The sequence below is a fragment of the Pseudomonas sp. NUPR-002 genome (assembly GCF_056322725.1).
Genome location: NZ_CM150476.1, coordinates 3,125,655 through 3,151,035, shown reverse-complemented (window position 1 = coordinate 3,151,035; position 25,381 = coordinate 3,125,655). Strand labels below are relative to the sequence as shown.

Sequence of the window (25,381 nt, the reverse complement as noted above, 5' to 3'; positions counted from 1 at the left end):
CACCTATGAGCGTTCGATTCAGCAGTGCCGAGCACATGCTCAAGGCCCAGGGCCTGGACCTGGGCGTTACCGACTGGCTGCAACTGAGCCAGGAGCGGGTCAACCTGTTCGCCGAGGCGACCGGCGATCAGCAGTGGATCCATGTCGACCCTGAACGCGCCGCCCAAGGCCCGTTCGGCGCCTGCATCGCCCATGGCTACCTGACCCTGGCCCTGGCCAACCTGTTCATGCCGCAGCTGATGAGCATCGACAACCTGGCCATGGGGGTGAACTACGGCACCGACCGCGTGCGCTTTCCCGCTGCGGTGAAAGTCGGTGCGCGGGTGCGCGGCCGCGGCCAGGTCATCAGCGCCGAGATGATCGGCAACGCGGTACAGCTGGTGGTGCGCATCAGCGTCGACATCGAGGGCGCCGAGCGTCCTGGCTGCGTGGTCGACACCATCAGCCGCTACACCTTCAATCCCATCACCGAGTGAGCCTGTTCATGGACAAGCATGACGTTGTAATCGTTGCCACTGCGCGTACGGCGCTGAGTAAATCGTTTCGCGGGTCGTTCAACGATACCGAAGCCCCGGTGCTCGGCGGCCATGTGGTGCGCGCGGTGGTCGAGCGTGCCGGTATCGAGCCTGAGGCGGTGGACGATGTGATCATGGGCGCAGCGGTGCAGCAGGGCACCCAGGGCTACAACATCGGCAGGCTGTGTGCCTACACTGGCGGTTTACCCGACAGCGTGCCAGGCATGGCCCTGGACCGCATGTGCGCCTCTGGCCTGATCAGCATCGGCATGGCGGCGAAGAACATTCTGGCCGGGGAGATGAATGTAGCCATCGCCGGGGGCGTCGAGTCGCTGTCGCTGACCCAGAACAAACACAAGAACACCTACCGCAACCAATCGGAAGCGGTACTGGCGTGCATGCCCAGCGCCTACATCCCGATGATCGAAACCGCCGAGATCGTTGCTCAACGCTATGGCATCAGCCGCGCGGCCCAGGACGAGTACTCGCTGCAAAGCCAGCAGCGCACGGCAGCCGCCCAGCGCGATGGCCTGTTCAACGATGAAATCGTGCCGTTGCAGGTGCAAAAGCTGCGCTTTGACCCGCAAGGTCAACCTGCAGGCCATGAGCAGGTGGTCGCTGATCGCGACGAGTGCAACCGTCCTGCGACCCGGCTCGAAGACTTGGCAGCGCTGCAGCCGGTGTGGAAGGGCGGCGCCTGGGTCGAGCAGGGCCAGTTCATTACCGCTGGCAACGCTTCGCAGTTTTCCGACGGCGCTTCGGCCAGCCTGCTGATGAGCCGCGCCGAGGCCAGCCGACGCGGGCTTGCGCCACTGGGTACTTATCGCGGCATCGCGGTGGCCGGCTGTGCGCCGGAGGAAATGGGCATCGGCCCGGTGCTGGCGGTACCGAAGCTGCTCAAGCGCTTCGGCCTGAGCGTGGCCGACATCGGCCTGTGGGAAATCAACGAGGCCTTTGCCTGCCAGGTTCTGCATTGCCGCGATGCCCTGGGCATTCCCGCCGAGCGCCTGAACGTCAACGGCGGGGCTATTGCGATTGGCCACCCGTTCGGCATGTCGGGCTCGCGCATGGTCGGCCATAGCCTGCTGGAAGGGCGTCGCCGCGGTGTGCGTTATGTGGTGGTCGCCATGTGCATCGGCGGCGGTATGGGCGCGGCGGGCCTGTTCGAGCTCGACTGACCAGCGGTTTTGTCGTTCGCCACCGGGGTAGGCCATTTGGACGATGCCCCGGGGGGCGAGCAGACCGACTATCTACACACCTCAGTCAACAGCGGTTGCAAGCGCCGCGCCGAACGGGCGCGGTGATTCACGACTACAAGAATAAGAGGGTGGAGCGTATGCCTATTGTCGAGCGCCTGGATGTTGCAGCACGGAGTCGTCCTGGCGCCAAGCTGATTGCTTATCTCGTGTGTATTACGGTTGCCGCCATCGTTGCCCTGGCTTTTACCCCGCGGGGCGCACTGAACGCTGCGCCGACCTCGCTGAACACCAACCGCATGCAGATCAACGGACTGCTCAACCTCGGCGCCCGTCAGGTCGCGGTGGGGGAACGCGGCACCATTCTGATCAGCGATGACAAGGGTCGCAGTTGGCAGCAGGCCAAGGTCGAGCCACAACGGCAGATCTCGCTGACCGCCGTGACCGCATTGAACCCCGAGCAATTGGTTGCGGTTGGCCAGGACAGCCTGATCCTGCGCTCCAATGACGCTGGCAGCAGTTGGCAGGAAGTCCATTACGATCCCGATGCCGGTGAGCCACTGCTCGGCGCCTGGGCCGCTGGCGGCGACCAGGTGGTGGTGTTTGGCAGCTATGGCAAGTTCTATCAGTCCGACGATGCCGGGCAGCACTGGCAACCCGTAGCGCTGGAGGTGGATCGCTCTCACCTCAATGCCATGGATGGCGGCAGCGATGGCCGGCGCGTGCTGGTCGGCGAGCAGGGCCTGGTGATGCGCAGCGCCGATAACGGCCAGCACTGGCAGCAACTGCCGGCTTTCTATAAGGGGTTGTACGCCGGAATCCCAGAAATTTCCGTCAGCCCAGCTCCAGTCCCGCCACGAGCGCATCCAGGTCGATGAACTTGCCGTCAGTCTGGAAGGTGTAATGCCCGTTCAGCAGGATGTGCCGCCAGGCCGCTGGCGACATCTGCGTGATCAACGCCAGCGCCTTGGCATTGCCAGCTGCCTCGTACTTCGTCAGCAGCAGGGACAGGATCGCCGAGTTGTAGAAGATGATCGCGTTGCCGATCAGCCTGGCGCACTGGTTGCTGATCTCGATTTCGATGTCGGTGCGGCCGGTCAATTCCTTCTTCCCACCGACTTGGGCGATGGTCGAGCGTAGCTGGTGATAGGACTCAATGCGGTTCTGCGAGCGGTGAACATTACGCTCCAGTTGCGGGTCGCGCAGGTAGCGCAGTGTGTAGATACTGCGGATGAGCTTGTCGAACTCGAAGATTGCGCGCCGCGTCGGGTTCGGCGCCGTATAGGTGCACAGCTTGCGGATCAGCGTGCCCTGCGTCATTTCCTTCAGGCCCAGTGTGGCGACGATTCGGTCGATGTTCGCCTTCTCACCGACGATGAGTTGCCGGTCGATCTGGCCAGCCGGCCGGATCAGGCATTTCTCGTACAATGCCAGATCATCGGCGCAATACAGCTCCTGCAACTGGTCGTCGAGGTCGGTGAAGCGCGGCTCGAAACGAAGTCCGAACCAGTGCAGGATGGCGAAGTTGGCCTTGTTGATGCTGTGCATGTCGCCGGTGATCGCGCTCGGCACGATGTCCGACGTGTTGCGGTACCAGATGTCGAACACGTGGTGAGCCTCGTACTCGTGTGCGCCTATCAGGTAGCCGTTCAACGGCACGTGATTGCACAGCAGCGTGTAGGCGACGACGCCCTTGCCGCGGCCGAAATATTTGCGCGAGTAGCGCGCCTTCACAGTTGGTCGCTCGACGCCGAATTTCTGCCCATCAACGGCACCGTACAACGAATCGAGGTCGAACGAGTAATGCGGGAAGATCGGCAGTGCGGCGATGGCGTTGCTGATGCAATCGTTGGCCACATGTAGCGTCGCCTGGCGCAGGTACTGCTGGTAGGTACTCTCCAGGACGTGGTACGGGATGTCGCTGGTACGTGCCATAACCTGGTTGCCGTGGTTCATGGCTTGGGCAATGATCACCGCCATCAGACTGTCGGCGTCGGCTACCTTCTTCGCATAGCGTGGCTGCAATGGTGTCAGCGCCGACAGGAACTGGCACTGACCGTTGACGAAGCGAAACACGTCGGCGACATCGCAGTATGGCAGTTGCTCGTAGAGAGCTTGCTCGCGCGCCTTCTGGTTCTCCCCCTTGGGCTTGCGCCAGGTCAGTCTCTGCGTGTCCTTGTCGTATTCCAGGTGCGTCAGCTTGCCCTGTTTCAGCTCGCGATTGAACGCCACCCATTGCGCACGCAACTCGGCCGCCAGTGCATCGAGCTGGGCACTGACCGGCTGCCGCAGGAAGGGGATGTCCATCTGCGCGAGCACGGCGGCTTTCTCGTCCATCGAAACCAACTCGTCGGACAAATGCCGGTGCTGCAAGCTGTCGTCAATGTAGAGCTCGCCCGCCTGGAAGCGTTTCCTGACCTGACGGTAAAGCCAGAATTCGTAACGATCGGCATGCAGGCCTGTCGGCGTGCCTTCGGCATCGAACATCAGCAGGTACGGACGCAAGCGTTTCGGCAGCGTTGCCGCCGGACATTCGTCGAGTGGCCGTTGTGATAGGCGCTGCTGCTTGGCGAACACGCTCTTGGCCCAAGTCAGCGCCGCGAGCCATGGGTTATCGGGGGCCGTGCCGGCGAAGTCGAGCGCGACGTACAGCGGCCGTAGATGGCGTCGAATGCGTTCGGCCAGGCCGTCCACCGCCTGCCAGTGCAGCGCCAGTTTGTTCAGTGGCTTGACGCTCATGCGCTGCGCCGTGTTTTGCAGCAATTCCCTGGACATGATTTTGTAGGCGCGTTGGCGCACCTCGCCGAACGGCGTCGGATCGGCCACGCTGTCGTCCACGTACAGCGACAGCAGGCGGCCAACCTGCGGCGTTTCCTGATGGCGTCGCAGCTGTTCGGCGACAAAGGACTGTTTCGCACCCGTGCGGCTCTCGTCCTCAAGTTTTTTCATGTGGAAGGCCATCGCGTCGACCAGGTTGTCGGTGAGCTGCCGGTAACGTACCCAGGCATAGCACAGCAGGTAGAGCCGGGTCTGCTCCGCCTTCAGGTGGCGCAGGTCATGGACGGTATAGAAGTTCGCCAGGCTCGCGTAGTACAGCAGGTTCTGCTGCGAGATGCCGAGCTTGGGCAGCAGCGCCTTGGCGATCCCGTGCAAGGACTTCAGCGTGGCGCGCTTCTCGCGCTCCCCTGCCATCTGACGCCAGCCGAAATCTTTAGCGTCCTGCTTGAGCGCTGCCAGTTGAGACAGGGTGTCGTCACGCACCAGGAGCTGGCCCAGCGCAGCTTTGGCCGATTCGTCCAACACTTCTGCCAGCAAGCCGCCCAAGCGCCTGCGTTCGGTGGACAGGGCTTCACTGACCAGCTCTTGTAAGGTGGTGTGGCCGGGCCGGATGATTTTGTGCTCGCTGAGCCAAACGATCAGTTCGGCGGCCACGAATCCTGGCATTACGTCGCGCCGCACGATCTGTTCAGCCTGCTGTGCCAGTTGCGGCAGGAAGCTAGCCGCCCACGACCGGTAGCCGAACAGTTCGGCGATCTGACCCCTCTGGCTGTAGTGCTCATGCTTGGTGATCGCCTTGCGTTCGAACGCTTCGCCGTGGAAATAGCGACTCAGCACGAAGGCGCAATCGTCCTCGACCTCATGCCAATCGAAGCGGAAGAAAGCATGCTTGGCCTTGAAGTAGCCGATCTGCAAGACGCAATAGACTTGGGCCTGCAGGCTAGGCCGGCTGCTGGCGAACGCCAGTTCAGATTCGGCCAACGCCAGGTATTCCAGCCGCTGAGCATCGTCGAAGTCCGGTAGGCCGTACAAGGCTTCCTGCTCTGCGTCAGAAAAGACGGTGAGTAGCTTATTCTTGTTGCTCATCGACCGTCCTTCCCGCACCACGCCAACCTGCTCGCGTCAATGTTTCGATCAACGTAGTGCGCTTGACATTGAAGTTGCGGCACACCGCCGCCTTAGACATGCCGCCATCGAGCGCGGCGACGATGGCGTCCAGCTTCTCACCAGTGATCGCCTGCGGCCGGCCGCCGATCCGGCCGCGTTTGCGTGCGGCGGCCAAGCCCGCGACGACGCGCTCCTGAATCAAGGCGCGCTCGTACTGCGCGAGCGCACCGAACACCTGGAACAGGAATTCGCCCGAGGGCGTCGTAGTGTCCAGGTTCTCTGTCAGCGAGCGGAACGCCACCCGCTTGTCCTTGAGCGAAGTCACAATGGCGAGCAGGTGCGACAGCGAGCGACCGAGCCGGTCGAGTTTCCACACCACCAGCACATCGCCGGCTCGAACGAACTCAAGCGCCCGCGCCAAGCCGGCACGGTCATCCTTCGCGCCAGAGGCACGATCCTCAAACAGGTGACGCGGATCGACGCCGGCGGCGAGCAGCGCGTCGCGCTGCAAGTCCGTGCTCTGGCGGTCGGAGTCCGACGACACGCGCATGTAGCCAACCAACATAGGCGGATAACCATCAAAAACAGGTTTCCGCATAATAGTGAATAGCGATAGAGTTTTCCGTACATTTTTGAGGGGGTGTTGCACAGGTAGCACAGCGGCGGCTGACAGCCTGTCGCAAAACAAATGTTTTACGACACCTCCTTGAGGTTGCCGCGTTTACATCATTACCTGAACAGGTATAAAATTCCGTCATGACAAACAAAGAAAAACCGCTCGAATGGATCGCGAGCAGCCACAAGGATTTGATGGCGTTGCCGTCCGACGTGCGTCGCCGTTTCGGTTACGCGCTCTCGTTGGCGCAGATAGGCGATCAGGATGACGCAGCAAAGGTGCTCAAGGGGTTCGGTGGTGCCGGCGTGCTGGAGGTCGTCGAAGACGATGCCGGCGGCACCTATCGAGCGGTATACACGGTCAAGTTTGCGGAAGCGGTGTTCGTCCTGCACTGCTTCCAGAAGAAGAGCAAGAGCGGAATCGCCACGCCAAAGGCCGACATGGACATCATCCGCGCTCGGCTGAAGGTGGCCGAGGTATTGGCACAGGAGCTACGAAATGCAAAAACGAATCATTGAAGGCGTCGAGGTTCAGCGCAGCTCGGGCAACGTCTTTGCCGACCTTGGACTGCCTGACGCTGAAAAGCTCAAGATCAAGACCGGCCTGGTGGTCGAGATCAGGAGGGCCATGCGCGCCCTTGGGCTGACTCAACAAGCGGCGGCCAAACGCATGGGCATCCCGCAACCGAAGGTGTCGGGCATGATGCGCGGCGACTTCACCAATCTATCCGAACGCAAGCTGATGGATTGTCTGAATCGCCTCGGCTACGACATCGAAATCAAGGTACGGCCAGCAGCCGAGCCGATCGGGCATCTAACGCTCGCAACCGCTTAATCGGAGCTCTCCTGATGGCAGCCCGCATCACCGACGACGAATGGGACGAACTGACTCCCGAGAATTTCGATACCACGGCACTGCTGCGTGCAGTCGATGCCGTGGACGTGCTGCGCGGCGATTTGAATGACAGCGCAGACGGCGCACCTCCGCAACTGCGCACCGACCTGTTGAAGCTGCATCAACTGGCAATGGCCGCGTTCAACGAGGGATCACGCAGCCGAGTGGCTGAGCTATTTGATCTCGCCGTGGATCTTCAGGATCAGGTTGATCATCTGATGACCTCGCTGGAACAAGTGCAAGAAACCCTGTCCCGGTTGACGGCGCTCTACCCAGAAAGCCTGTCCTGAATGTTCTTGGAGACAACCACATCATGAGCCGCAGCCGCCGCAAAACGCCCATCGTTGGGCACACGACCTGCCGTAGCGAGCGCGAGGACAAGAAACTCTGGCATCAGCGCTGGCGAACCCACGAGCGCACCGCGCTGGCCAGCGCGTCGCCGGAAGCTCTATGCGCCCATCTGCCTCTACTGGAAAACCAGGTCAGCAACGTCTGGTCGATGGGTAAGGATGGCCGCTCCTACTGGCCCATCAAGCGCCAGGCCGCCACGGCGGATCGCATTGCCAACCACAAGGGACGCAATCCGCAAGAGCGCGCCTCCCTGAAAAAGCGTCTGCTGCGCAAGTGGATGAGCAAATGAACCTGTCCACCATCGAGGCGCTGGCTATCGCTTGGGCGCGAATCGCTGAAGAAGCAGAACTCCCAGCCGGCTACGAGGGCACGGCGACGCCAGAGGCGCATCGGGCCTGCGAGGTGATCCAGGAGCGGATTCGAGAGCACGTCGTCGCCACCAATGACATGCGGCTGTTCGGCCTGCTGCACCTGCTTGGGCAGGCGTCGCTGCGCATGGAGCAAGCGCTGTGGCCGGAAGAATATGTGCGGATGACCCGCGAGGTCGAGGAAGCTCTCCGAGAGGCCGACGACCCCAACGCCAAGTCGTACACCCACGAAGAAGTCATGCGGGCGATGCAGGAACTCATCGACCAAGCGCGAGACAAGCCATGTTGATCGGCTGACGGAAATTTCTGGGTTTCCGGCTTACAACCCCTATAACGGCTCATTGTTTGGCGTGGTGCGCCTGAGTGCCCAGCGCTGGGTGACCTACGGCATGCGCGGCCATGTGTTTGTCAGCGACAACTTCGGCGAGCAGTGGCAGGCCATCAAGGTCGGCAACACGCAACCGCTTTATGGTCATGTGCTGCTGCCGGACAACGCCGGGGTGCTGATCGTCGGCGCTGGCAGTTCGATGGTGCGCCTGGATGGCCAGGGCCGTTTGCTCGGCACCAACCGCCTGCCGGGCCTGGGGACCTTGACCGCCGCCATTGTGCTGGGTAGCGATCAGTTGCTGGTCGCCGGTGAACGCGGCGTGTTGCAGGGAAATGCCAGCAGCGTCGCTGCACTGGGCAAAGGAGAGCAAACGCATGAAACCCGCTAAATCCTGGAGCGAACGCATGGTTGAGCGCTGCGCCGACCTGCTGTTGGCGCGCCGCAAACTGTTGTTGACGCTGTTCTTGCTGCTGACCCTGGGCCTGGGCTACAGCGCCAGCCATACCCAGCTCGACCCGGGCTTCAACAAGCAGATCCCGGTGCGCCATGAGTACATGCTCAACTTCCTTCATTTCAGTCAGTACTTCACCGGCGCCAACCGCTTTCTTGTGAGCGTTAAGTGGAAAGGCGAAGGCGACATCTATAACCCGGTGTTTCTCGAGACCTTGCGCAAAGTCACCGACGATGTGTTCTTTATCAACGGCGTTAGCCGCGCCAGTGTCACCTCGCTGTTCACCGCCAACGTGCGTTACATCGAGATCACCGAAGAGGGCTTCTTTGGCGATGTGGTGGTGCCGCCACGTTTTACCGGCAGTGCCGAGGACCTGGCCCAGGTGCGCAGCAATGCCGCAAGCTCCGGACAGGTGGGCAGGCTGGTGGCCAATGACCTGAAGTCGGCGATGGTCCGTGCAGACCTGCAGGATATCGACCCGCAAACCGGTCAAGCGGTCAGTTACGTCGAGGTCGCCAAGCGTCTGGAAGCGATCCGCGCCAAGTACAGCAACGATCAGGTCGAGGTCCACATCGTCGGCTTCGCCAAGCTGGTGGGCGATGTGGTCGAAGGGCTGATGACGGTGATCGGCTTCTTTGTTGTCGCCTTCCTGATCACTGGCGTGTTGCTGTGGTTCTATTCGCGCTCGTTGCGCCTGACCGTGGTGGCCTTGCTGGTGGCCTTGTTGCCAGTGGTCTGGCTGCTCGGCTTGTTGCCGCTGATGGGGCTGGGCATCGACCCGATGTCGATTCTGGTGCCATTCCTGATTTTCTCGATCGGTGTGTCGCATGCGGTGCAGATGACCAACGCCTGGAAACAGGAGGTGCTCGCTGGCAAGGATTCCGTGCAGGCGGCGCGCCTGGCCTTCTGCAAAATCTTTATTCCAGGCTCATTGGCGCTGCTGATGAATGCCCTGGGCTTTGCCGTGATCATGCTCATCGACATCCCGATTGTGCACGAGCTGGGGGTGACCGCTTGCATCGGTGTGATGCTGATGATCATCACCAACAAACTGATGCTGCCGATCATCATCGCTCATCTGCGCCTGGAACGCGGCGTGTTAAGCAAGGAACGCAATCAGCAGACTGGCAAGCACCCGCTGTGGTGGCGGCTGTCGGCCCTGGCTGAACCGCGTCCGGCCTTGGTGGTGTTGGTGATCAGCCTGATGCTATTGAGTGCAGCAGTGTTCAAGGCCCGGCAACTGGAAGTCGGCGACATCGGTGCCGGTGCCCCGGAGCTGCGCGCCGAATCGCGCTACAACCAGGACAACAGCAAGATTGTCAGCAGCTACTCGATCGGCCTCGATGTGCTGGCAGTGTTCGTTCAGGCCCAGGGCCTGGAAGAGGCGTGCCTGTCGCCTTCGGTGATGCGTGCGGTGGAGGCCTTCGACTTTCAGATGCGCAGCGTTACCGGTGTGCAGTCGGTGCAGTCGGTGGCTGGCTACGGTAAAACGGTGATTGCCGGCAACAACGAGGGTAACCCGCGCTGGGCGGCGATTCCGGGTTCATCGCGTGGCTTGAGTCAGGGCGCCCGTGCCTATATGCCCGAAGATGGCCTGGTGACCGATGGCTGCCAACAGATGCAGGTGCTGGTCTTCCTCACCGATCACGATGGCGCCACCGTGTCGCATGTGGTCAACGAAGCCAAACGAATCATCGACCAGGTCCAGGTGCCGGAAATCAAGTTCTTCCTCGGCGGTGGCAACGTCGGGGTGATGGCGGCGTCCAACGATGCGGTCAAACGCGCCGAGGTACTGATGCTGGTGGCGTTGTTCGGTTCGGTGCTGTTGTTCTGCTGGCTGACCTTCGGCTCGCTGCGCGCGGTGCTGTGCATCCTCGTGCCGCTGGCCATCGTCGCGGTGCTGTGCAATGCGCTGATGGCCATGCTTGGCATCGGCCTGAAGGTCGCGACGCTGCCGGTCATGGCGCTCGGCGTCGGCGTGGGGGTGGACTACGGCATCTACCTGTATGAGCGGATCCAGCACGAAATGGCCGCCGGCGCCGACCTGCGCCAGGCCTTCTACCAGGCCATGTGCCAACGTGGCACGGCGGCGGTATTTACTGCCTTGACCATGTCGATCGGGGTCTGCACCTGGGCCTTTGCACCGCTCAAGTTCCAGGCTGATATGGGGGTCTTGCTATCGTTCATGTTTCTGGTCAATGTACTTGGGGCGATTTTCCTGCTCCCGGCGTTGGCCGCCTGGTTCAACCTGGGCAAACCCCTGGTAGCCGCCAAGGCAAACCCCGTACCGCGTGCGCAAATGTTCCATCCATAACAATAACAACGGCCGCGGCCTGGGCTGCGTGCTGCGAGGAGACGGACGATGGAAAACTCCAGCTTGGGTGTTAACGCCTTGGCCGACATGGGTTTGGATCTGGCCGATTATGACCGGCTGATTGGCGGGATCTACGACGGTTCAATGGACCACAAGTTGATGGCCAAGGCGCTGCGCCATGTCCGTAGTGTGTACCAGGCTAACTACGTCACGTTGATCCTGCGTGTACCCGAGCAACCCGACCTGGGCCTGATGATCGTGGTAGGCGACATCGAAGGTGAGGGCGAGGTGAGCTACTGGGCTTATCCGCAGACCGTCACCCCGTTCAACAACCCGCCCATGGACCAGGTGTTCACGGTCGATGACCTGATGAGCGAAGCCGAGTGGACCAACTCGGTGTACTTCAAAACCTACGGCATCGTTCACGACACCTACCACATCATGGGTGCCAATATTTCCACCGCCGATGGCGGCAAATTGCGCTTTCGCATCACTCGGCCCAAAGCTGCGCCTCGGTTCACCGCTTCGGAGCGTACGCTGTGCGAGATGCTCGTGCCGCATCTGCGCCGGGCCATGCAGGTGCACAACCTGCTCGACCGCAGCGAGTCGATTGGCGAGCTGTATTCCCAGGCGATCAGCCGCTTGTCTGTGGCCACCATCGTGCTTGACCAGAACGGCAGCGTGCTGCGTCTCAACCCGGTGGCCAGCGAGCTGCTGGAGCGCGCCGACGGCCTGAAACTGGTGGGTGGGCGTCTTGAGGCCTCCTATCCCAGTGACAACCGTGAGCTGCAGCGCCTGGTGCGCAATGCCTTTGCCCACGATGCCAACAAAGCGCCGGGCAACAGCGCCGCTGATGCCTTGTCGGTGGCCAGGCCTTCAGGGCAGGTCAACCTTGGTGTGGTGGTCGAGGCGATTCCCAGTCAGGACTGGGCAGACGGCAAGAACACGCCGGCGGTGGTGGTGTACATCCGCGACGCCGTTGGCCGCTCGATGGCCAGTGAAACGGTGACCAAACAACTGTTCAACCTGACCCGGGCCGAAACTGCACTGGCCATGGAACTGGCCAATGGCCTCTCGCTGGAGGAAGCCGCCGAAGTGTTGAATGTGCGCCGCAACACGGCCCGGGCACATTTGCGCTCGATCTTCTCGAAGACCGGTGTACGTCGCCAGACCGAGTTGGTGCGGATCATCCTCAACAGTGTGGTTGCCTTGGGAAAGCCGAAATCGGCCGGGTTGAAAAGCGATAAGACGGAAAAACCACAATTGAAACTGGCCCCCGCCGCCCGCAACAGCGCCTGACCTGTAGGAGCGGGCTTGCCCCGCGATTGCAATATGCCTGACACACCGCAATCGCGGGGCAAGCCCGCTCCCACAGCAAGCCCGCCCCACAGGTTGTGGTATGGCCGCTCCCCTCTAGTCCGTGCAGACGATGTTGCCTCGTCTGCACGGCCTCAATACTAGTCGCCACCGTCACTCTCTATAAGGAAGAACGTTATGCCAGTCACAGCGGTCAGCGGTTCTGCATCCGGTATCGGCGCGGCAGTCTGCCAGGCACTCCGGGCTGCCGGGCATCGCATTATTGGTATCGACCGGGCAGACGCCGAGGTGATTGCCGACCTGTCCAGCGCGGCCGGGCGTCAAGCCGCGATCGATGCCGTGCTGGAGCACAGCGACGGGGTGCTCGATGGCCTGGTGTGCTGCGCCGGGGTCGGTTCCAGCGCGGTGTCGGATGTCATCATTGCGGTGAACTACTTTGGTGTCACCGAGCTGCTCGACGGGCTCGCCGATGCCTTGGCCAAGGGCGATCGGCCTGCCGCAGTGGTAATCGGCTCGATCGCCGCTACGCACATCAACCCCGAGCAGCAACCGATGATCGCTGCCATGCTGGCCGGCAACGAAGTGCAGGCACTGGAGCAGGCCACTGCTCAAGGTCAGTCGCATGTTGCCTATGCCAGTTCCAAATATGCAGTCACCAGCACTGCCCGCAGCAAGGCGGTGGCCTGGGCCAGGCAGGGCATTCGCTTGAACGTGGTGGCGCCAGGCGCGGTGGAGACGCCGTTGCACCAGACCTCGCTGAACGATCCACGCTTTGCCAAGGCGGTGCGTGAGTTCGTTGCGCCACTGGGACGCGCTGGCAATCCCGAGGAAATCGCCGAAGTCGTGGCGTTCCTGCAGTCGCCGCAGGCCAGCTTTGTCCATGGCACGGTGATGTTTGTCGATGGCGGTATGGACGCGATGGTGCGCCCGACACGCTTCTGATCTTTGCCTCGGTGGGGGACAACAATGAGCAAAGTGGCATTCATTACCGGCGCCAGCCGTGGCATCGGGCGCGAAACCGCGTTGGCGTTTGCCCGGGCCGGCTTCGATGTAGCGATCAGCGCACGCACACTGGAAGAAGGCGAACACACCACGCACCGCTTGTGCGATGCCCAGGGCATACCGTTGGCGGGCAGCCTCAACAGCACCGCTGCCGAAATCCGCGCCTTGGGGCGCGAGGCCTTGGTGGTGCCCATGGACCTGCTCGACAGTGCCTCGGTGCTGGCCGCCGCGCAAACGGTGTTGGCCGCGTTCGGACGAATTGATGTGCTGGTCAATAACGCGATCTACCAAGGCAATGACCTCAATGCTGCGTTCATGACGCTGCAGCCAGAGACCATGGAACGGGTGTTCAAGGGTTATGTGCTGGCACCGCTGTTGCTGACCCAGCGCGTGGTCGCCGCCATGCTCGAACGCGGTGCCGGGGTGGTGATCAACGTCACCTCCGGCGCCGGTGAGGTCGATCCACCCGTTGCCGCCGCCAAGGGTGGCTGGGGCTATGCCTATGCGGCGGGCAAGGCTGCGGTCTCCAGAGTGTCGGGGGTGCTTGCCGCCGAGCTGGGCGAGCAGGGCATTCGTGCCTTTACCCTCAACCCCGGTGTGGTCACGACCGATGCGTTGAAGGCCACGATCGGCGACAACGGCTTGCTGGCGATGAAAACCGGCACAGCGCCGCCGCAGGTGCCCGCCGCAGTCATGGTGTGGTTGGCCACCCAGGATCAGGCCGTGCGCTTTCAGCGCCGCACCCTTGCGGCACAGACGTTTGCCCTGGAGCACGGCATCGTCGCCGATTGGCGTTGATTGATCCTACGGTGCTCATCTAGTCCATGCGGAGGATGAGCACCCGCTTCTCCTCGGTGAAGATTGTCCGGGCAAGTTACCGGGGATTTCCACACGAGGAACAATAACAATGACCAAGCTCGCAGCAATCAATGTCGAAACTACCTTGGCCCCTCGCTTTGGCCGAGGCTGGCACTGCCTGGGTGAGGCAGCCGACTACCGCGACGGCCAGTTGCACACCCTGAACATCTTCGGCACCCGCTTGCTGGCGTTTGCCACCTCCAGCGGTCAGATCAGCGTTATTGATGCCCATTGCCCGCACATGGGCGCCGACCTCTCACGCGGTACCCTGGAAAACGACCGGGTGGTCTGCCCGTTCCACCACTGGCAGTACGACGCCAGCGGCAAGTGCGTCGAAATTCCGTACTGCAAGCGCATTCCGCCGAAAGCCAAAACCCGTAGTTGGCTGACCTGTGAAGAGAACAAGTTGCTGTTCGTCTGGAACAACCCGGAAGGCCAGGCCCCGGCCGACGGCGTGGTGATTCCGCACCTGCCGGAGCAGGACAGTGACGAATGGCTGCACGATTGGCACATGGACAAGCTGATTATCGAAACCAACCCGCGCGAACTGGTCGATAACCTGGCAGACGCCCAGCACTTTGGCCCGGTTCATGGCACGCCCACCAAGTACTTTGCCAACATCTTTGAAGGGCATATTGCCCAGCAGATTTTCCACGGTGACTCCGAGCGCTTGGGCGGTGATCTGGTTGCCGAGTCGGCGTACTACGGGCCAGCGACGCACTTCACCCGCATGCGCGCGGTGTTCGAAGGCAAGGAAATCCATTCGATTTTGCTCAACTGCCACGTACCGATCAGCGCCAACAGCTTCGAGCTGCGCTTTGGCTGCATGGTGAAAAAGATCCCGGGCTGGAGTGAAGAGCAGAACCGCGCACTGGCGCAGGATTACGTGCTGCGTAACCGCGAATCCTTCTACCAGGACGTGGACATCTGGGCACACAAGATCCGCGTCAACAACCCGGTACTGGCTGAAGGTGATGGCCCGGTTTACCAACTGCGCGAGTGGTACCAGCAGTTCTTCATGGACGAAGCCAGCGTGCCGGCCAGCATGAACGAACGCCGCGAAATCATCACCGTCGGCCAACGCTGATCACTTACCCGGGCAGGAACGCGCAATGAACATCAGTCGTGGTAACACCGTGGCGATCATGCTGGCGGCCAGCTTCGCCTCGACAATAGGCGGGCTACCGTTCAATACCTTGCCGATTCTGCTCGGTTCGATGGTCGACAGCCTGGGCTTTACGGTCGAACAGATCGGCCTGTTGGGGGCGGTGTGCTTTGCCGGTTACCTGCTCGGCACCCTGGTGGCAGTGGCGCTGATCGACCGTTTGAACTGGCGCTGGCTGACCCTCGGCTGCGCGTTCGGGGCTGCGGTGGCGTACGGGTTGTCGTCACGGCTACCGGCCACGGCGCAATTGCCGCTGTGGGCGTTGATTGGTTTTTTTGCCGCGCTGATGACCTGCCTGGGCATGCGCATCATGGGCGAAATGCCCAACAAGGAGCGCGCCCTGGGCTTGCGTCTGGGCATCGAACTCGGCGTGGTGGCGGCGGTGTTGTTTGCCTTGCCATCGCTGGTCATCGCGAATTTCCACTACACCGGTGCGGCCTTGCTGTTGGCCGCAATCATTCTGCTGCTGAGCCTCAGCAGCTGGGCATTGCCGCGGCGCCAGGATTTGCTGGGCGCCGCTGCACGGCCGCACAGCGGTTCGTTGTTAGCGCGTTTTCAGTTCCCGCCGGCAGCGTATGCCGCGCTAGGGTTTTTCTTCCTGTTCGGTGCCGGGCAGATCGGCCTGTGGGCGTTTCTTGAGCGCCTGGGTCATAGCCTGGCGCTGCAACCGACCGAACTGGGCATCGTCTTCGCCGTACTCAAACTGTTGGGCGGTGCGGCGGCCTTGGTGCTTGCCGCCGTCGGTGATCGCCTTGGCGTGCGAGTACCGCACCTCATCGTCTTGCTGGTTCTCGGCACTGGGCTGTTGTTGCTGGGGAACGCCGATGGCTTCCCGATGTACGCCGCTGGCGCCTGGATCTGGGAGGTGGGGTTCACCTGGGGCTGCGTCTATCAAACCGCTGCCATTGCCCGCATGGACAGCAGCGGCCGCTCGATCATGTTGATTCCCGCCGCCTTTGCCTTGAGCTCGATGGCCGGCCCGGCGTTGGCCGGGCAGTTGCTCAGCCACGGGTTTACCGCGTTGTTATGGGTCGCGGCGGGCTGCGCGGTGATTGCCGTGTTGGCCTTCAGCTGTTTGCTGGCCGGGCGTGCGCAGGGTGAGGGCGCTGTGCAAGCAGTTTGCTGAGCCGAATTGTGTGAATTTAGCATTTCAGATGCGATAAGCCGTGATTATTCAATCTTAGAAACAAGGTTTCTAAGCGTTATTTTGGGAGATGAGATACCATGTAAACACATAGTACGTACTACATTACGAAATCGTAGGAGTAACCATGGCCCGTGGCGGAATAAACAAGGCTGTCGTGCAGAAGGCGCGGCAGGCGCTGCTGGCCCGTGGTGTACACCCGAGTATCGATGCAGTACGTATCGAGTTGGGCAATACCGGCTCGAAAACCACTATTCACCGCTACCTGAAAGAACTCGATAACCAGTACCCGGCGGCACCAGCGAGTACACCAAACCTCAGCGATGCGCTGGCAACGCTGGTCGAACAACTGGCCGAGCAGTTGCAAGCGGAAGGACAGGTACATATCGACGAGGCGTGCAGTACGTTTGAAGCAGAACGGCAAACGCTGTCGGCCCAAGTGCAGATCAGCCAGCAGGCCTTGCAGGCACTGCAGCAGCAGTACGACATCCAGGCCACCGCCTTAGCCGCACAATCTGCCGAGCTGGCCACCACCCGCAGCGCCTTGCAAACCGAGCAGACCCGTAACGCCACGCTCAATCAGGCGGTCGGTGAGTTGAACCTGCGCCTGGCGGACAAAGACGAACAAATCGCCTCGCTGGAAGACAAGCACCAGCACGCCCGTGACGCCCTCGAGCATTACCGCACTGCCAGCCGCGAACAGCGCGAGCAGGAGCAACGCCGCCATGAGGGTCAGGTGCAACAGCTGCAGGTTGAAACGCGGCAGATGCAACAGACGTTGATCGTCAAACAGGACGAACTCACGCGGCTGAACCGCGACAATGAAGGCTTGCTGGTGCAGATCCGCACGCTCAAGGACACCCAGCGCACGCTCAAGACCCAGGCTGATCGCCGTCAGGCGCAGATCCAGGGGCTGGAAATCAACCTGGCGCAGCTCAACGGTTCACGCGACGAGATGGAAAAGCAGAACCAGAACCTTGCCTTGAGCCTGGCGGAACGGGTGACCGAACTGCGCCAGCAGTTGCAGCTGATCGGCAAACTTGAGGCGCAGTTACGCCAGGCAGAAAAAAGCGCGCAGCACGCTCAGGACACACCCTGAAGGTCCACTGACCGGTAGGAGCGGGCTTGCCCCGCGATTGCGGTGTGTCAGTCGCATCGCATCGCGGGGCAAGCCCGCTCCCACAGGTAGTGCAAGACAGTTGCTCCCACAAGAGCTAAAAAAAACCCGCCTATTGGCGGGTTTTTTTTAGCTAAGTCAGCTTAGGCTTGAACAACCGGGATCTTGGCGTTCGCAGCAGCTTCACGGAACTCGGCCATCTGGTCGAAGCTCAGGTAGCGGTAAACGTCGGCAGCCATGCTGTCGATGTTCTTCGCGTACGCCATGTACTCTTCGACGGTTGGCAGTTTGCCCAGGATCGAGGCAACCGCTGCCAGCTCGGCAGAGGCCAGGTAGACGTTGGTGGCGTCGCCCAGGCGGTTCGGGAAGTTACGGGTCGAGGTGGAAACCACGGTCGAACCGGTCTGCACACGTGCCTGGTTACCCATGCACAGCGAGCAGCCTGGCATTTCCATGCGGGCGCCAGCTTTGCCGTAGATGCCGTAGTAGCCTTCTTCGGTCAGCTGGTGGGCGTCCATCTTGGTTGGCGGAGCCAGCCACAGACGGGTAGGGATGCCACCTTTGACCTTGTCCAGCAGCTTACCGGCAGCGCGGAAGTGACCGATGTTGGTCATGCACGAACCGATGAACACTTCGTCGATCTTCTCGCCCTGTACGGTCGACAGCAGACGCGCGTCGTCCGGGTCGTTCGGCGCGCAGAGCACAGGCTCTTTGACGTCGGCCAGGTCGATTTCGATGATCTCGGCGTACTCGGCATCTTTGTCGGCTTCCAGCAGCACTGGGTTGGCCAGCCAGGCTTCCATCGCCTGAGCACGACGCTCCAGGGTACGTGGGGCGCCGTAGCCTTCGCTGATCATCCAGCGCAGCAGGGTGATGTTCGACTGCAGGTATTCGGCGATGGCTTTTTCCGGCAGCTTGATGGTGCAGCCGGCGGCAGAGCGTTCAGCCGAGGCGTCGGACAGTTCGAAGGCTTGCTCGACGGTCAGTTCGTCGAGGCCTTCGATTTCCAGGATGCGGCCGGAGAAGGCGTTGATCTTGCCTTTCTTCTCGACGGTCAGCAGGCCCTTCTGGATCGCGTAATAAGGGATGGCATGGACCAGGTCACGCAGGGTGATGCCTGGTTGCAGTTTGCCCTTGAAGCGCACCAGTACCGACTCCGGCATGTCCAGTGGCATCACGCCAGTGGCCGCGGCGAAGGCGACCAGGCCGGAACCGGCCGGGAAGGAGATGCCGATTGGGAAGCGGGTGTGCGAGTCACCACCGGTACCGACAGTGTCCGGAAGCAGCATGCGGTTCAGCCAGCTGTGGATGATGCCGTCGCCCACCTTCAGTGACACGCCACCGCGGTTGCGCATGAAGTCTGGCAGGGTGTGGTGAGTGTTGACATCGACGGGTTTCGGGTAGGCCGCAGTGTGGCAAAACGACTGCATCACCAGGTCGGCGGAAAAGCCCAGGCATGCCAGGTCTTTCAGTTCGTCACGGGTCATTGGCCCGGTGGTGTCCTGCGAGCCGACGGTGGTCATTTTCGGTTCGCAGTAGGTGCCCGGGCGAATGCCGGTGACACCGCAGGCCTGGCCGACCATTTTTTGCGCCAGGCTGTAGCCCTTGCCCGAATCGACAGGCGTTTGCGGCCGGTGGAACAGGGTTGACGGCGGCAGACCAAGTTCGGCACGGGCTTTTTCAGTCAGGCCACGGCCGACGATCAGCGGGATACGCCCACCGGCGCGGACTTCGTCGAGCAGCACCGGGGTTTTCAATTCGAAGGTGCTGATGACCTCTGCGCTGCCATGCTTGCAGACGTTGCCCGCGTAAGGGTACACGTCGATGACATCGCCCATGTGCAGGTCGGCGACGTCAAATTCGATCGGCAGGGCGCCGGCATCTTCCATGGTGTTGTAGAAGATCGGTGCGATCTTGTTGCCGAAGCAGAAACCACCGCCACGCTTGTTCGGCACATAAGGGATGTCGTCGCCGAAGAACCACAGCACCGAGTTGGTCGCGGATTTGCGCGAAGAACCGGTACCCACCACGTCACCGACATAAGCGATCGGCAAACCTTGTTCGCGCATGGCCTGGATCTGCTGCATCGGGCCGGTGACGCCGGGCTCATCGGGGGCAATGCCGTCGCGAGCCATTTTCAGCATGGCCAGGGCGTGCAGCGGGATGTCCGGGCGCGACCAGGCATCCGGGGCAGGGGACAGGTCGTCGGTGTTGGTCTCGCCGGTGACCTTGAACACCCGCAAGCTGATTTTCTCGGCCAGCGCCGGGCGCGCGGTGAACCACTCGCCGTCGGCCCAGGACTGCACCACGGCCTTGGCGTGAAGGTTGCCGGCCTTGGCCTTTTGCGCGACGTCGTGGAAGGCGTCGAACATCAGCAGGGTGTGCTTGAGTTGCTCGGCCGCCACCGCCGCCAGTTGCGGGTGATCGAGCAGCTCGACCAGGGTGACGATGTTGTAGCCGCCCTGCATGGTGCCCAACAGCTCAACGGCACGGGTGCTGTCGATCAACGGCGAGCGGGTTTCGCCTTTGGCCAGCGCTGCGAGAAAGCCAGCCTTGACGTAGGCCGCTTCGTCCACCCCGGCAGGCACGCGCTGGCTGATGAGCTCGACAAGCAGGGCGTCCTGGCCGATAGGGGGTTGCTTGAGCAGTTCGACCAGAGCCGCTGTTTGCTCGGCATTCAAAGCGAGAGGGGGCAGGCCTTTGGCGGCGCGCTCCTGGACATGGTGGGCATAGGCTTCGAGCACTGGCGATCTCCTGTAGGGCGCTTGGCTACATGCACGGGACAAGGTCGCAGGTTGTTGAACCTGGCCTTGATCATTAAAAACAGGAGCAGATTTCCGGCCATTGAGAGTGACCGCTCCAGACCGCCGAAAACAGCCTGCCCCTGCGAAATAGGTACGGTGTGTGTTTTGGTTATTGTTGACACATTCATCGCTTGCGGCAGAAATATACGCTGCAAAATGCGTTTTGCAAATTAATTGTCAACACATTGTCTGGAGTGCTCATTCAGAGCTGCATCTGATTCACCGTGCTGTTCAGGTTCATCTGTGCCAGATTACCTGTACGCCGAGCCAGCAATACCGCAATGGGTTGCTGCAACACCTCACGTATCACTGAAGCGGATGCGGCCCTGCGTTAGCCTCAGGCAACTGGCGAAGGGCCGCAGTAACTGTCTAGGGTTTTGACTTGGCTGGGGTCACCAGATCGGTTTCATCGCTGTCGAGCACAAACACCGCCAGCAGTTTTGCCGGTTGGCTGTCACTGGCATTGGCGCTGACCGCGTGGAACGATCCGGGCTCTTCCACGAAGTTTTCCCCGGCCTTGTAGATTTTCTCCGGCTCATCGTTGACGCGAATGCGCACCGCACCTTCGAGCACCGTGGCATAGATGAAGGCCGACTTGGGATGGGTGTGCGCCGGTGACGCCGCGCCCGGCCCGTACTCCACCAGCACCCCGCGCATGCTTTTGCCAGGCACGTTCGGCAGGGTGCGATCGAACACCAGGGTGACTTTGCCGGGCGCCGGGTCGGCGGCTGAAGCCGTGTTGAAGGCCAGCGCTGCAACGGCAGCGGCCAGCAGCAATCGAGTTTTCATTGCAGTACTCCTGTGGGAACAACGCGTTGGCAGTTAGCGGTTTGACGTGGCAATCAAGCGCGCCAGCCAGTCTTCGAAGTGGATCGCACCCAGGCGCGGATGCGCGCCGGGGGTTAGCGATTGATCGTCGAGTACATCGCCGAAGTAACGCGCATGCACATCCGCCACGACCTTGCGGCTGTCGTTGGTGGCGCGCAAGTAGCGGCGTACCAGCTCGTCCAGCGGTAATGCTTCCGGGCCGGCAATCTCCAGCGTAGCGTTGAGCGGCGCGGCCAGCGTGACATCGGTCAGCGCGGCGGCCACATCGTCGGAAGCCATCGGCTGGATCAGTGCCGGCGACAGATGAATTTCATTACCGACCAGCGCCGACTCGGCAATGCCGCCGACAAACTCGAAGAATTGCGTAGCACGTACCAGGCTGAACGGCTGACCGCTGGCCTTGATCAAGGCTTCCTGGGCAACCTTGGCGCGGAAGTAGCCATTGTCCGGCAGCCGCTCGCAACCGACGATCGACAGCGCAATGTGGTGGCTAACCCCAGCGGCAGCCTCAGCCGCCAGCAGATTGCGCGTCGAGGTCTGGAAAAACTCCAATACTGCCTGGTCTTCCCACGACGGCGCGTTAGCCACATCGACCACCACATCGGCGCCCTCCATGGCGGCGGCGAGCCCTTCACCGGTGATGCTGTTGACACCAGTGGCGGGCGAAGCGGCCAACGCCTGGTGGCCACGTGCGGTAAGATTCTTGACCAGTTTGGAACCAATGAGGCCGGTGCCTCCGATGACGACGATGTTCATGGCAACACTCCACTTGGGGACGGTAACCGTTACCGCCCGGATGTAATCAGAGTGCCTTCTGACCCGCGCCGGGTCTTTGCTGCAGGCTTGGATTTTCCTTCACGTACGCCTGCTTTTTCGTCCAAAGCTGCCGTATTATCGTTTGATATTGATTATCGCCTCGGACACGGAGCCTAGGGCGCTCATCCAGGGGATACCCACGTTGCCATTCGCCTTCGAAGACTACCTGCTCGATCAAGAACGCCGGGAACTGACCCGCGCTGGCCAGGCGGTGGCGCTTGGGCCGCAGGTGTTTGACCTGTTACTGCAACTGGTCATTCATCGTGATCGGGTGCTGAGCAAGGAGGAACTGCTCGAAGCGGTGTGGGGCACGCGGATCGTCTCTGAGTCAACCATTACCAGCCACATCAATGCGGTCCGCAAAATCGTGGGCGATAGCGGTGAGGAGCAGCGCCTGATACGTACCGTGGCGCGCAAGGGCTACCGCTTTGTCGGTGAGGTGCGACTCGCTGACAACAGCGCGACCAGCACCACGGAACTCGCCGACAACGCGCCACCTGTGCCAGCGCCTGCAGCACTGATACTTCCCGACAAGCCGTCGATCACCGTACTGCCCTTCCAGAACCTCAGCGGCGATGCCGAGCAGGATTACTTCGCCGACGGTGTCGTCGAAGACATCATCACCGCCTTGTCGCGCATTCGCTGGTTGTTTGTCATCGCCCGTAACTCCAGTTTTACCTACAAGGGCAGGGCCGTTGACGTTCAGGGGGTGGGCCAGGAACTGGGCGTGCGCTATGTGCTCGAAGGCAGCATCCGTAAATCCGGCAACAAGGTGCGCATAACCGGGCAATTGATCGACGCCAGCCGTGGTACGCATATCTGGGCGGAACGTTTCGAAGGTCTGCTCGATGACATCTTCGAACTGCAGGACAGCATTGCCGAAAGTGTTGTGGGCGCCATTGCGCCGCAGCTGGAGCGCGCAGAAATTGAGCGTGCCAAGGGCAAACCGACCGACAGCCTAGACGCTTACGACTACTACCTGCAGGGGACGGCAAAGCTGCACCAGGGCAACCAGCACGCCATCGAGCAGGCGCTGGGGTTGTTCTACCGCGCCATCGAACTCGACTCCGAGTACGCCTCGGCGTATGGCATGGCGGCGTGGTGTCATTTCTGGCGCAAACTCAACGGCTGGATGGCCGATCGCCCGCGTGAAATCGCTGAAGGTGCACGCTTGGCACGGCTGGCAGTAGAACTGGGGCGCGATGACGCCGTGGCGCTGACCCGCGGAGGGCACGCCCTGGCCCATTTGACGGGTGATCTCGATAGTGGCATTGCTTTGCTGGACCGGGCGCGAGTGCTCAACCCCAACCTGGCCCCAGCGTGGTTTCTCGGTGGTATTTTACGGGCACTGCGCGGTGAGGCCGACACGGCTATCGACAACCTCAAGCATGCCGTACGCCTGAGCCCGCTGGACCCCGAGATGTTCCGCATGGAAGTGGGCATGGCCCTGGCACATTTTTTTGCCGGGCGTTATGAACTCGCCGCAGTGTGGGCGGAAAAAGCCTTGGGCAACCTGCCCAGCCTGCTGGTGGCGGTAGCCTTGCTCGCCGCCAGCCAGGCGCACGCCGGACAGCTGGACAAGGCGCGGGCCAGCATGCAGCGCTTGCAGGCCCTGGACCCTACGCTGCGTACGGGCAACCTGCAGCAGTGGTTGCCCATCCAACGCGCCCAGGACCTCAAGCAGTTCGCCGAGGGTTTGCGCCTGGCGGGTTTACCGGACTAACCGGCTACAGTGACACCAGCACATCACAGCGCGATTCGTTGAGCACATATTTGGTGATGCTGCCCACCAACAGTTCTTCCAGTGCGCTTTCACCTTGCTTGCCGATCACGATCAGGTCGCAGTCCAGTTCCTGTTCCTGCTCGACGATCTTCCAGGCCGGGTCGCCCTGGACTACCAGCTGCCTGGCCTCGGGAATTTCGCAGGTGTCGGCCAATGCTGCGAGCTGCTCGATGGCATCTTTCTTGATGACATCGCGGTAGTGCTTGAGGGTATCGGCGTCGACGTTGGCCAGACGCATGCTCGACTCGAAGGGCGCCTCGAACACGTGCAGCAGCACAATTTCGGCCGGTCCGGCGACGGATTTGGCCAGCTCGATGGTACGTAGCGACGCCGCCGAGAAATCGACCGGAACCAGCACTCTGCGGTACTCGCCGCGTGGCGGCTGTTTGACCACCAGGGTAGGGCAGAGCATACGGTTGAGCATGCGCTGCACGGTCGAGCCCAGCAGCAGGTGACGTACCCGGCTCTGGCCCTTGGCGCCGCACACCAGCACATCGATGCGCCGGTCCTGCACTTCACGGGTGATCTCAGTGACCACGCCCCCGGCCATCACGTGTGCAGCGGAGGCAACGCCGTACTGTTCGAACAGATCATGAGCCAGTGCGTGGGTGTGTTTTTTCCCGGCCTCGACCGTGCGCTGCAGCAGGTCTTCATCCGGCGCGACAATCTGCTTGAGACGCTCGAAGGGTGCCGAGTTGGCAACGTAGAGCAGATCCAGTTTCGCCTCCAGGCCCTTGCTCAGCAATGCCGCACGCTCTGCCGCGTGGCGTGCCGGTGTGGAAAGGTCAGTGGCAACCAGGATGTGGTTCAGCGGGTACATATCAATCTCCTTGTTCAGTACCGTGCAGCGTTTGTCACCTCAATGCCAGGCGATGGACAACCCTGCATGCGTCTTCGGGGTCACGCGCGGTCGAGAAGCCGAATGCGCGCACCAGGTCGTGCACATAGGTATTGGCAGCGTCCTCGATTGAATACATTTCTTTATAGCCGTGCTCACGCGCGTGGTCGATCAGGTGGCCTAGCAACAGCGACGCCAGACCAAGGTTGCGCCACTGATCGTCGATGGTGATCGCGCACTCGCATTCATCCGGCGAAGCGCCGGTTGCATAGCGGCTGATCCCGACTTCCAGCAGTTCGCCATCGACATGGGCCAGGGCTACATAGGCCATGTGCTGCTGATCGATGGTCATCAACTGGTCAAGCATGGCTTTGCCGGGCTCGTTGATCTGGCACAGAAAACGGAAGTGCCGTGATTCGGGCGACAGGCGCATGATGAAGGCTTTTTCACGCTCGCGATCTTCGGCCCGTAATGGGCGGATAAGCACGTGACGACCATCCTTGAGTGGTTCAATCCAGTGCTCGCCTTGTTCGGGAGCAAAGATTGCAGGGGAGGGGGTCAGTGCCTCGGGTTGAGTAAGTGCCATGGAATGTACTCCGTGGAAAGGGAGAGATACGAAAAGCACACTACCTATCTACGCCTGTAGGAAATTTCTGGCTTGATGCAGGTCAAGCTGCAGGCGTATCGCTTGGCTGACTGTAGGAGCGGGCTTGCCCCGCGATTGCGGTGTGTCAGGCAGATCGCTATCGCGGGGCAAGCTGAACTGGTCAAGTAATCCTGGACACCCGTTA

At 61.4% G+C, this 25,381-nt stretch carries 23 protein-coding genes and 1 pseudogene; 17 read left to right on the top strand and 7 right to left on the bottom strand.

The annotated features are described in order from the left end of the window. The first annotated feature begins 5 nt into the window (after window positions 1-5). The 3 genes from ACVWSC_RS14295 (at window position 6) to ACVWSC_RS14285 (ending at window position 2,589) form a co-directional block, all read left to right on the top strand. Complete coding sequence (locus tag ACVWSC_RS14295) at window positions 6-476, top strand: MaoC family dehydratase (RefSeq protein WP_476461742.1); 471 nt, start codon at window positions 6-8, stop codon at window positions 474-476. A gap of 8 nt (window positions 477-484) precedes the next feature. Next, window positions 485-1,693, top strand: coding sequence for an acetyl-CoA C-acyltransferase (locus tag ACVWSC_RS14290; RefSeq protein ID WP_476461741.1), 1,209 nt, complete (start codon window positions 485-487; stop codon window positions 1,691-1,693). A gap of 158 nt (window positions 1,694-1,851) precedes the next feature. Next, window positions 1,852-2,589: a WD40/YVTN/BNR-like repeat-containing protein gene (locus ACVWSC_RS14285; RefSeq protein ID WP_476461740.1), complete on the top strand. Its 738-nt coding sequence runs from the start codon at window positions 1,852-1,854 to the stop codon at window positions 2,587-2,589. Here the strand turns inward: ACVWSC_RS14285 and ACVWSC_RS14280 are convergent. Both ACVWSC_RS14280 and ACVWSC_RS14275 read right to left on the bottom strand, forming a co-directional pair. Beyond that, a complete protein-coding gene (locus ACVWSC_RS14280; protein WP_065761565.1) occupies window positions 2,546-5,575 on the bottom strand; it encodes a Tn3 family transposase in 3,030 nt (1,009 codons plus the stop codon). The two genes, ACVWSC_RS14285 and ACVWSC_RS14280, sit on opposite strands and share 44 nt — an antisense overlap. After that, window positions 5,559-6,161, bottom strand: coding sequence for a recombinase family protein (locus ACVWSC_RS14275; RefSeq protein ID WP_010465829.1), 603 nt, complete (start codon window positions 6,159-6,161; stop codon window positions 5,559-5,561). The genes ACVWSC_RS14280 and ACVWSC_RS14275 overlap by 17 nt, the downstream gene beginning before the upstream one ends. Before the next feature lie 191 nt (window positions 6,162-6,352). On the opposite strand from ACVWSC_RS14275, the gene ACVWSC_RS14270 reads away from it, so the two are divergent. The 13 genes and pseudogenes from ACVWSC_RS14270 to ACVWSC_RS14210 all read left to right on the top strand — a co-directional run bounded on the left by ACVWSC_RS14270 (window position 6,353) and on the right by ACVWSC_RS14210 (window position 17,503). Continuing rightward, window positions 6,353-6,730, top strand: coding sequence for a type II toxin-antitoxin system RelE/ParE family toxin (locus ACVWSC_RS14270; protein ID WP_003151133.1), 378 nt, complete (start codon window positions 6,353-6,355; stop codon window positions 6,728-6,730). After that, window positions 6,711-7,046: a helix-turn-helix domain-containing protein gene (locus ACVWSC_RS14265; protein WP_001172026.1), complete on the top strand. Its 336-nt coding sequence runs from the start codon at window positions 6,711-6,713 to the stop codon at window positions 7,044-7,046. Before ACVWSC_RS14270 ends, ACVWSC_RS14265 begins: the two co-directional genes overlap by 20 nt. Before the next feature lie 14 nt (window positions 7,047-7,060). Beyond that, window positions 7,061-7,396: a hypothetical protein gene (locus ACVWSC_RS14260; protein WP_000741275.1), complete on the top strand. Its 336-nt coding sequence runs from the start codon at window positions 7,061-7,063 to the stop codon at window positions 7,394-7,396. A 23-nt stretch (window positions 7,397-7,419) separates the two neighbouring features. Further along, entirely contained in the window at window positions 7,420-7,746 is a 327-nt protein-coding gene (locus ACVWSC_RS14255) for a hypothetical protein (protein WP_000091614.1), read from the top strand. Then, a complete protein-coding gene (locus tag ACVWSC_RS14250; protein ID WP_023103794.1) occupies window positions 7,743-8,114 on the top strand; it encodes a hypothetical protein in 372 nt (123 codons plus the stop codon). Before ACVWSC_RS14255 ends, ACVWSC_RS14250 begins: the two co-directional genes overlap by 4 nt. Window positions 8,115-8,139: 25 nt before the next feature. Further along, window positions 8,140-8,541: pseudogene (locus ACVWSC_RS14245) on the top strand (beta propeller repeat protein); the annotation flags it as partial. Beyond that, window positions 8,528-10,918: an efflux RND transporter permease subunit gene (locus ACVWSC_RS14240; protein ID WP_442114225.1), complete on the top strand. Its 2,391-nt coding sequence runs from the start codon at window positions 8,528-8,530 to the stop codon at window positions 10,916-10,918. The pseudogene ACVWSC_RS14245 and the gene ACVWSC_RS14240, both read left to right, overlap by 14 nt. Window positions 10,919-10,966: 48 nt before the next feature. Beyond that, window positions 10,967-12,217 (top strand): helix-turn-helix transcriptional regulator, encoded by a 1,251-nt coding sequence (locus ACVWSC_RS14235; protein WP_442114224.1) that lies wholly within the window; start codon window positions 10,967-10,969, stop codon window positions 12,215-12,217. A gap of 195 nt (window positions 12,218-12,412) precedes the next feature. Then, window positions 12,413-13,177, top strand: coding sequence for an SDR family oxidoreductase (locus ACVWSC_RS14230; protein ID WP_442114223.1), 765 nt, complete (start codon window positions 12,413-12,415; stop codon window positions 13,175-13,177). 24 nt (window positions 13,178-13,201) lie between these two features. Further along, the gene (locus ACVWSC_RS14225; RefSeq protein ID WP_442114222.1) at window positions 13,202-14,035 is read left to right on the top strand and encodes an SDR family NAD(P)-dependent oxidoreductase; all 834 of its coding nucleotides are present in this window, start codon (window positions 13,202-13,204) and stop codon (window positions 14,033-14,035) included. Between the two features lie 109 nt (window positions 14,036-14,144). After that, window positions 14,145-15,182: a 3-ketosteroid-9-alpha-monooxygenase, oxygenase component gene (locus ACVWSC_RS14220; protein WP_442114221.1), complete on the top strand. Its 1,038-nt coding sequence runs from the start codon at window positions 14,145-14,147 to the stop codon at window positions 15,180-15,182. Window positions 15,183-15,207: 25 nt separating this feature from the next. Beyond that, window positions 15,208-16,386, top strand: a complete 1,179-nt coding sequence (locus tag ACVWSC_RS14215; protein WP_442114220.1) for an MFS transporter — start codon at window positions 15,208-15,210, stop codon at window positions 16,384-16,386. Between the two features lie 145 nt (window positions 16,387-16,531). Next, window positions 16,532-17,503: a DNA-binding protein gene (locus ACVWSC_RS14210; RefSeq protein ID WP_442114219.1), complete on the top strand. Its 972-nt coding sequence runs from the start codon at window positions 16,532-16,534 to the stop codon at window positions 17,501-17,503. A gap of 161 nt (window positions 17,504-17,664) precedes the next feature. Here ACVWSC_RS14210 and acnB read toward each other — a convergent pair whose 3' ends face one another. From acnB to ACVWSC_RS14195, 3 genes are all read right to left on the bottom strand, one after another. Continuing rightward, on the bottom strand, window positions 17,665-20,265 hold the full coding sequence (gene acnB, locus ACVWSC_RS14205; protein WP_442114218.1) for a bifunctional aconitate hydratase 2/2-methylisocitrate dehydratase: 2,601 nt from the start codon (window positions 20,263-20,265) through the stop codon (window positions 17,665-17,667). A gap of 429 nt (window positions 20,266-20,694) precedes the next feature. Beyond that, window positions 20,695-21,114, bottom strand: a complete 420-nt coding sequence (locus ACVWSC_RS14200; RefSeq protein ID WP_442114217.1) for a cupin domain-containing protein — start codon at window positions 21,112-21,114, stop codon at window positions 20,695-20,697. A gap of 33 nt (window positions 21,115-21,147) precedes the next feature. Further along, a complete protein-coding gene (locus ACVWSC_RS14195) occupies window positions 21,148-21,909 on the bottom strand; it encodes an SDR family oxidoreductase (protein WP_442114216.1) in 762 nt (253 codons plus the stop codon). Window positions 21,910-22,111: 202 nt separating this feature from the next. Between ACVWSC_RS14195 and ACVWSC_RS14190 the strand changes: the two genes are divergently transcribed. Then, a complete protein-coding gene (locus ACVWSC_RS14190; RefSeq protein WP_442114215.1) occupies window positions 22,112-23,692 on the top strand; it encodes a winged helix-turn-helix domain-containing tetratricopeptide repeat protein in 1,581 nt (526 codons plus the stop codon). 4 nt (window positions 23,693-23,696) lie between these two features. Here ACVWSC_RS14190 and ACVWSC_RS14185 read toward each other — a convergent pair whose 3' ends face one another. Further along, window positions 23,697-24,572: a universal stress protein gene (locus ACVWSC_RS14185; protein WP_442114214.1), complete on the bottom strand. Its 876-nt coding sequence runs from the start codon at window positions 24,570-24,572 to the stop codon at window positions 23,697-23,699. Window positions 24,573-24,606: 34 nt separating this feature from the next. Beyond that, a complete protein-coding gene (locus ACVWSC_RS14180) occupies window positions 24,607-25,176 on the bottom strand; it encodes a GNAT family N-acetyltransferase (RefSeq protein ID WP_442114213.1) in 570 nt (189 codons plus the stop codon). Window positions 25,177-25,381: the final 205 nt, after the last annotated feature.

Excerpts from the sequence above, each read along its gene's own strand:
- ACVWSC_RS14295 (WP_476461742.1), top strand. The coding sequence starts at position 6 with ATGAGCGTTCGATTCAGCAGTGCCGAGCACATGCTCAAGGCCCAGGGC.
- ACVWSC_RS14290 (WP_476461741.1), top strand. The coding sequence starts at position 485 with ATGGACAAGCATGACGTTGTAATCGTTGCCACTGCGCGTACGGCGCTG.
- ACVWSC_RS14285 (WP_476461740.1), top strand. The coding sequence starts at position 1,852 with ATGCCTATTGTCGAGCGCCTGGATGTTGCAGCACGGAGTCGTCCTGGC.
- ACVWSC_RS14280 (WP_065761565.1), bottom strand. The coding sequence starts at position 5,575 with ATGAGCAACAAGAATAAGCTACTCACCGTCTTTTCTGACGCAGAGCAG.
- ACVWSC_RS14275 (WP_010465829.1), bottom strand. The coding sequence starts at position 6,161 with ATGTTGGTTGGCTACATGCGCGTGTCGTCGGACTCCGACCGCCAGAGC.
- ACVWSC_RS14270 (WP_003151133.1), top strand. The coding sequence starts at position 6,353 with ATGACAAACAAAGAAAAACCGCTCGAATGGATCGCGAGCAGCCACAAG.
- ACVWSC_RS14265 (WP_001172026.1), top strand. The coding sequence starts at position 6,711 with ATGCAAAAACGAATCATTGAAGGCGTCGAGGTTCAGCGCAGCTCGGGC.
- ACVWSC_RS14260 (WP_000741275.1), top strand. The coding sequence starts at position 7,061 with ATGGCAGCCCGCATCACCGACGACGAATGGGACGAACTGACTCCCGAG.
- ACVWSC_RS14255 (WP_000091614.1), top strand. The coding sequence starts at position 7,420 with ATGAGCCGCAGCCGCCGCAAAACGCCCATCGTTGGGCACACGACCTGC.
- ACVWSC_RS14250 (WP_023103794.1), top strand. The coding sequence starts at position 7,743 with ATGAACCTGTCCACCATCGAGGCGCTGGCTATCGCTTGGGCGCGAATC.
- ACVWSC_RS14240 (WP_442114225.1), top strand. The coding sequence starts at position 8,528 with ATGAAACCCGCTAAATCCTGGAGCGAACGCATGGTTGAGCGCTGCGCC.
- ACVWSC_RS14235 (WP_442114224.1), top strand. The coding sequence starts at position 10,967 with ATGGAAAACTCCAGCTTGGGTGTTAACGCCTTGGCCGACATGGGTTTG.
- ACVWSC_RS14230 (WP_442114223.1), top strand. The coding sequence starts at position 12,413 with ATGCCAGTCACAGCGGTCAGCGGTTCTGCATCCGGTATCGGCGCGGCA.
- ACVWSC_RS14225 (WP_442114222.1), top strand. The coding sequence starts at position 13,202 with ATGAGCAAAGTGGCATTCATTACCGGCGCCAGCCGTGGCATCGGGCGC.
- ACVWSC_RS14220 (WP_442114221.1), top strand. The coding sequence starts at position 14,145 with ATGACCAAGCTCGCAGCAATCAATGTCGAAACTACCTTGGCCCCTCGC.
- ACVWSC_RS14215 (WP_442114220.1), top strand. The coding sequence starts at position 15,208 with ATGAACATCAGTCGTGGTAACACCGTGGCGATCATGCTGGCGGCCAGC.
- ACVWSC_RS14210 (WP_442114219.1), top strand. The coding sequence starts at position 16,532 with ATGGCCCGTGGCGGAATAAACAAGGCTGTCGTGCAGAAGGCGCGGCAG.
- ACVWSC_RS14200 (WP_442114217.1), bottom strand. The coding sequence starts at position 21,114 with ATGAAAACTCGATTGCTGCTGGCCGCTGCCGTTGCAGCGCTGGCCTTC.
- ACVWSC_RS14195 (WP_442114216.1), bottom strand. The coding sequence starts at position 21,909 with ATGAACATCGTCGTCATCGGAGGCACCGGCCTCATTGGTTCCAAACTG.
- ACVWSC_RS14185 (WP_442114214.1), bottom strand. The coding sequence starts at position 24,572 with ATGTACCCGCTGAACCACATCCTGGTTGCCACTGACCTTTCCACACCG.
- ACVWSC_RS14180 (WP_442114213.1), bottom strand. The coding sequence starts at position 25,176 with ATGGCACTTACTCAACCCGAGGCACTGACCCCCTCCCCTGCAATCTTT.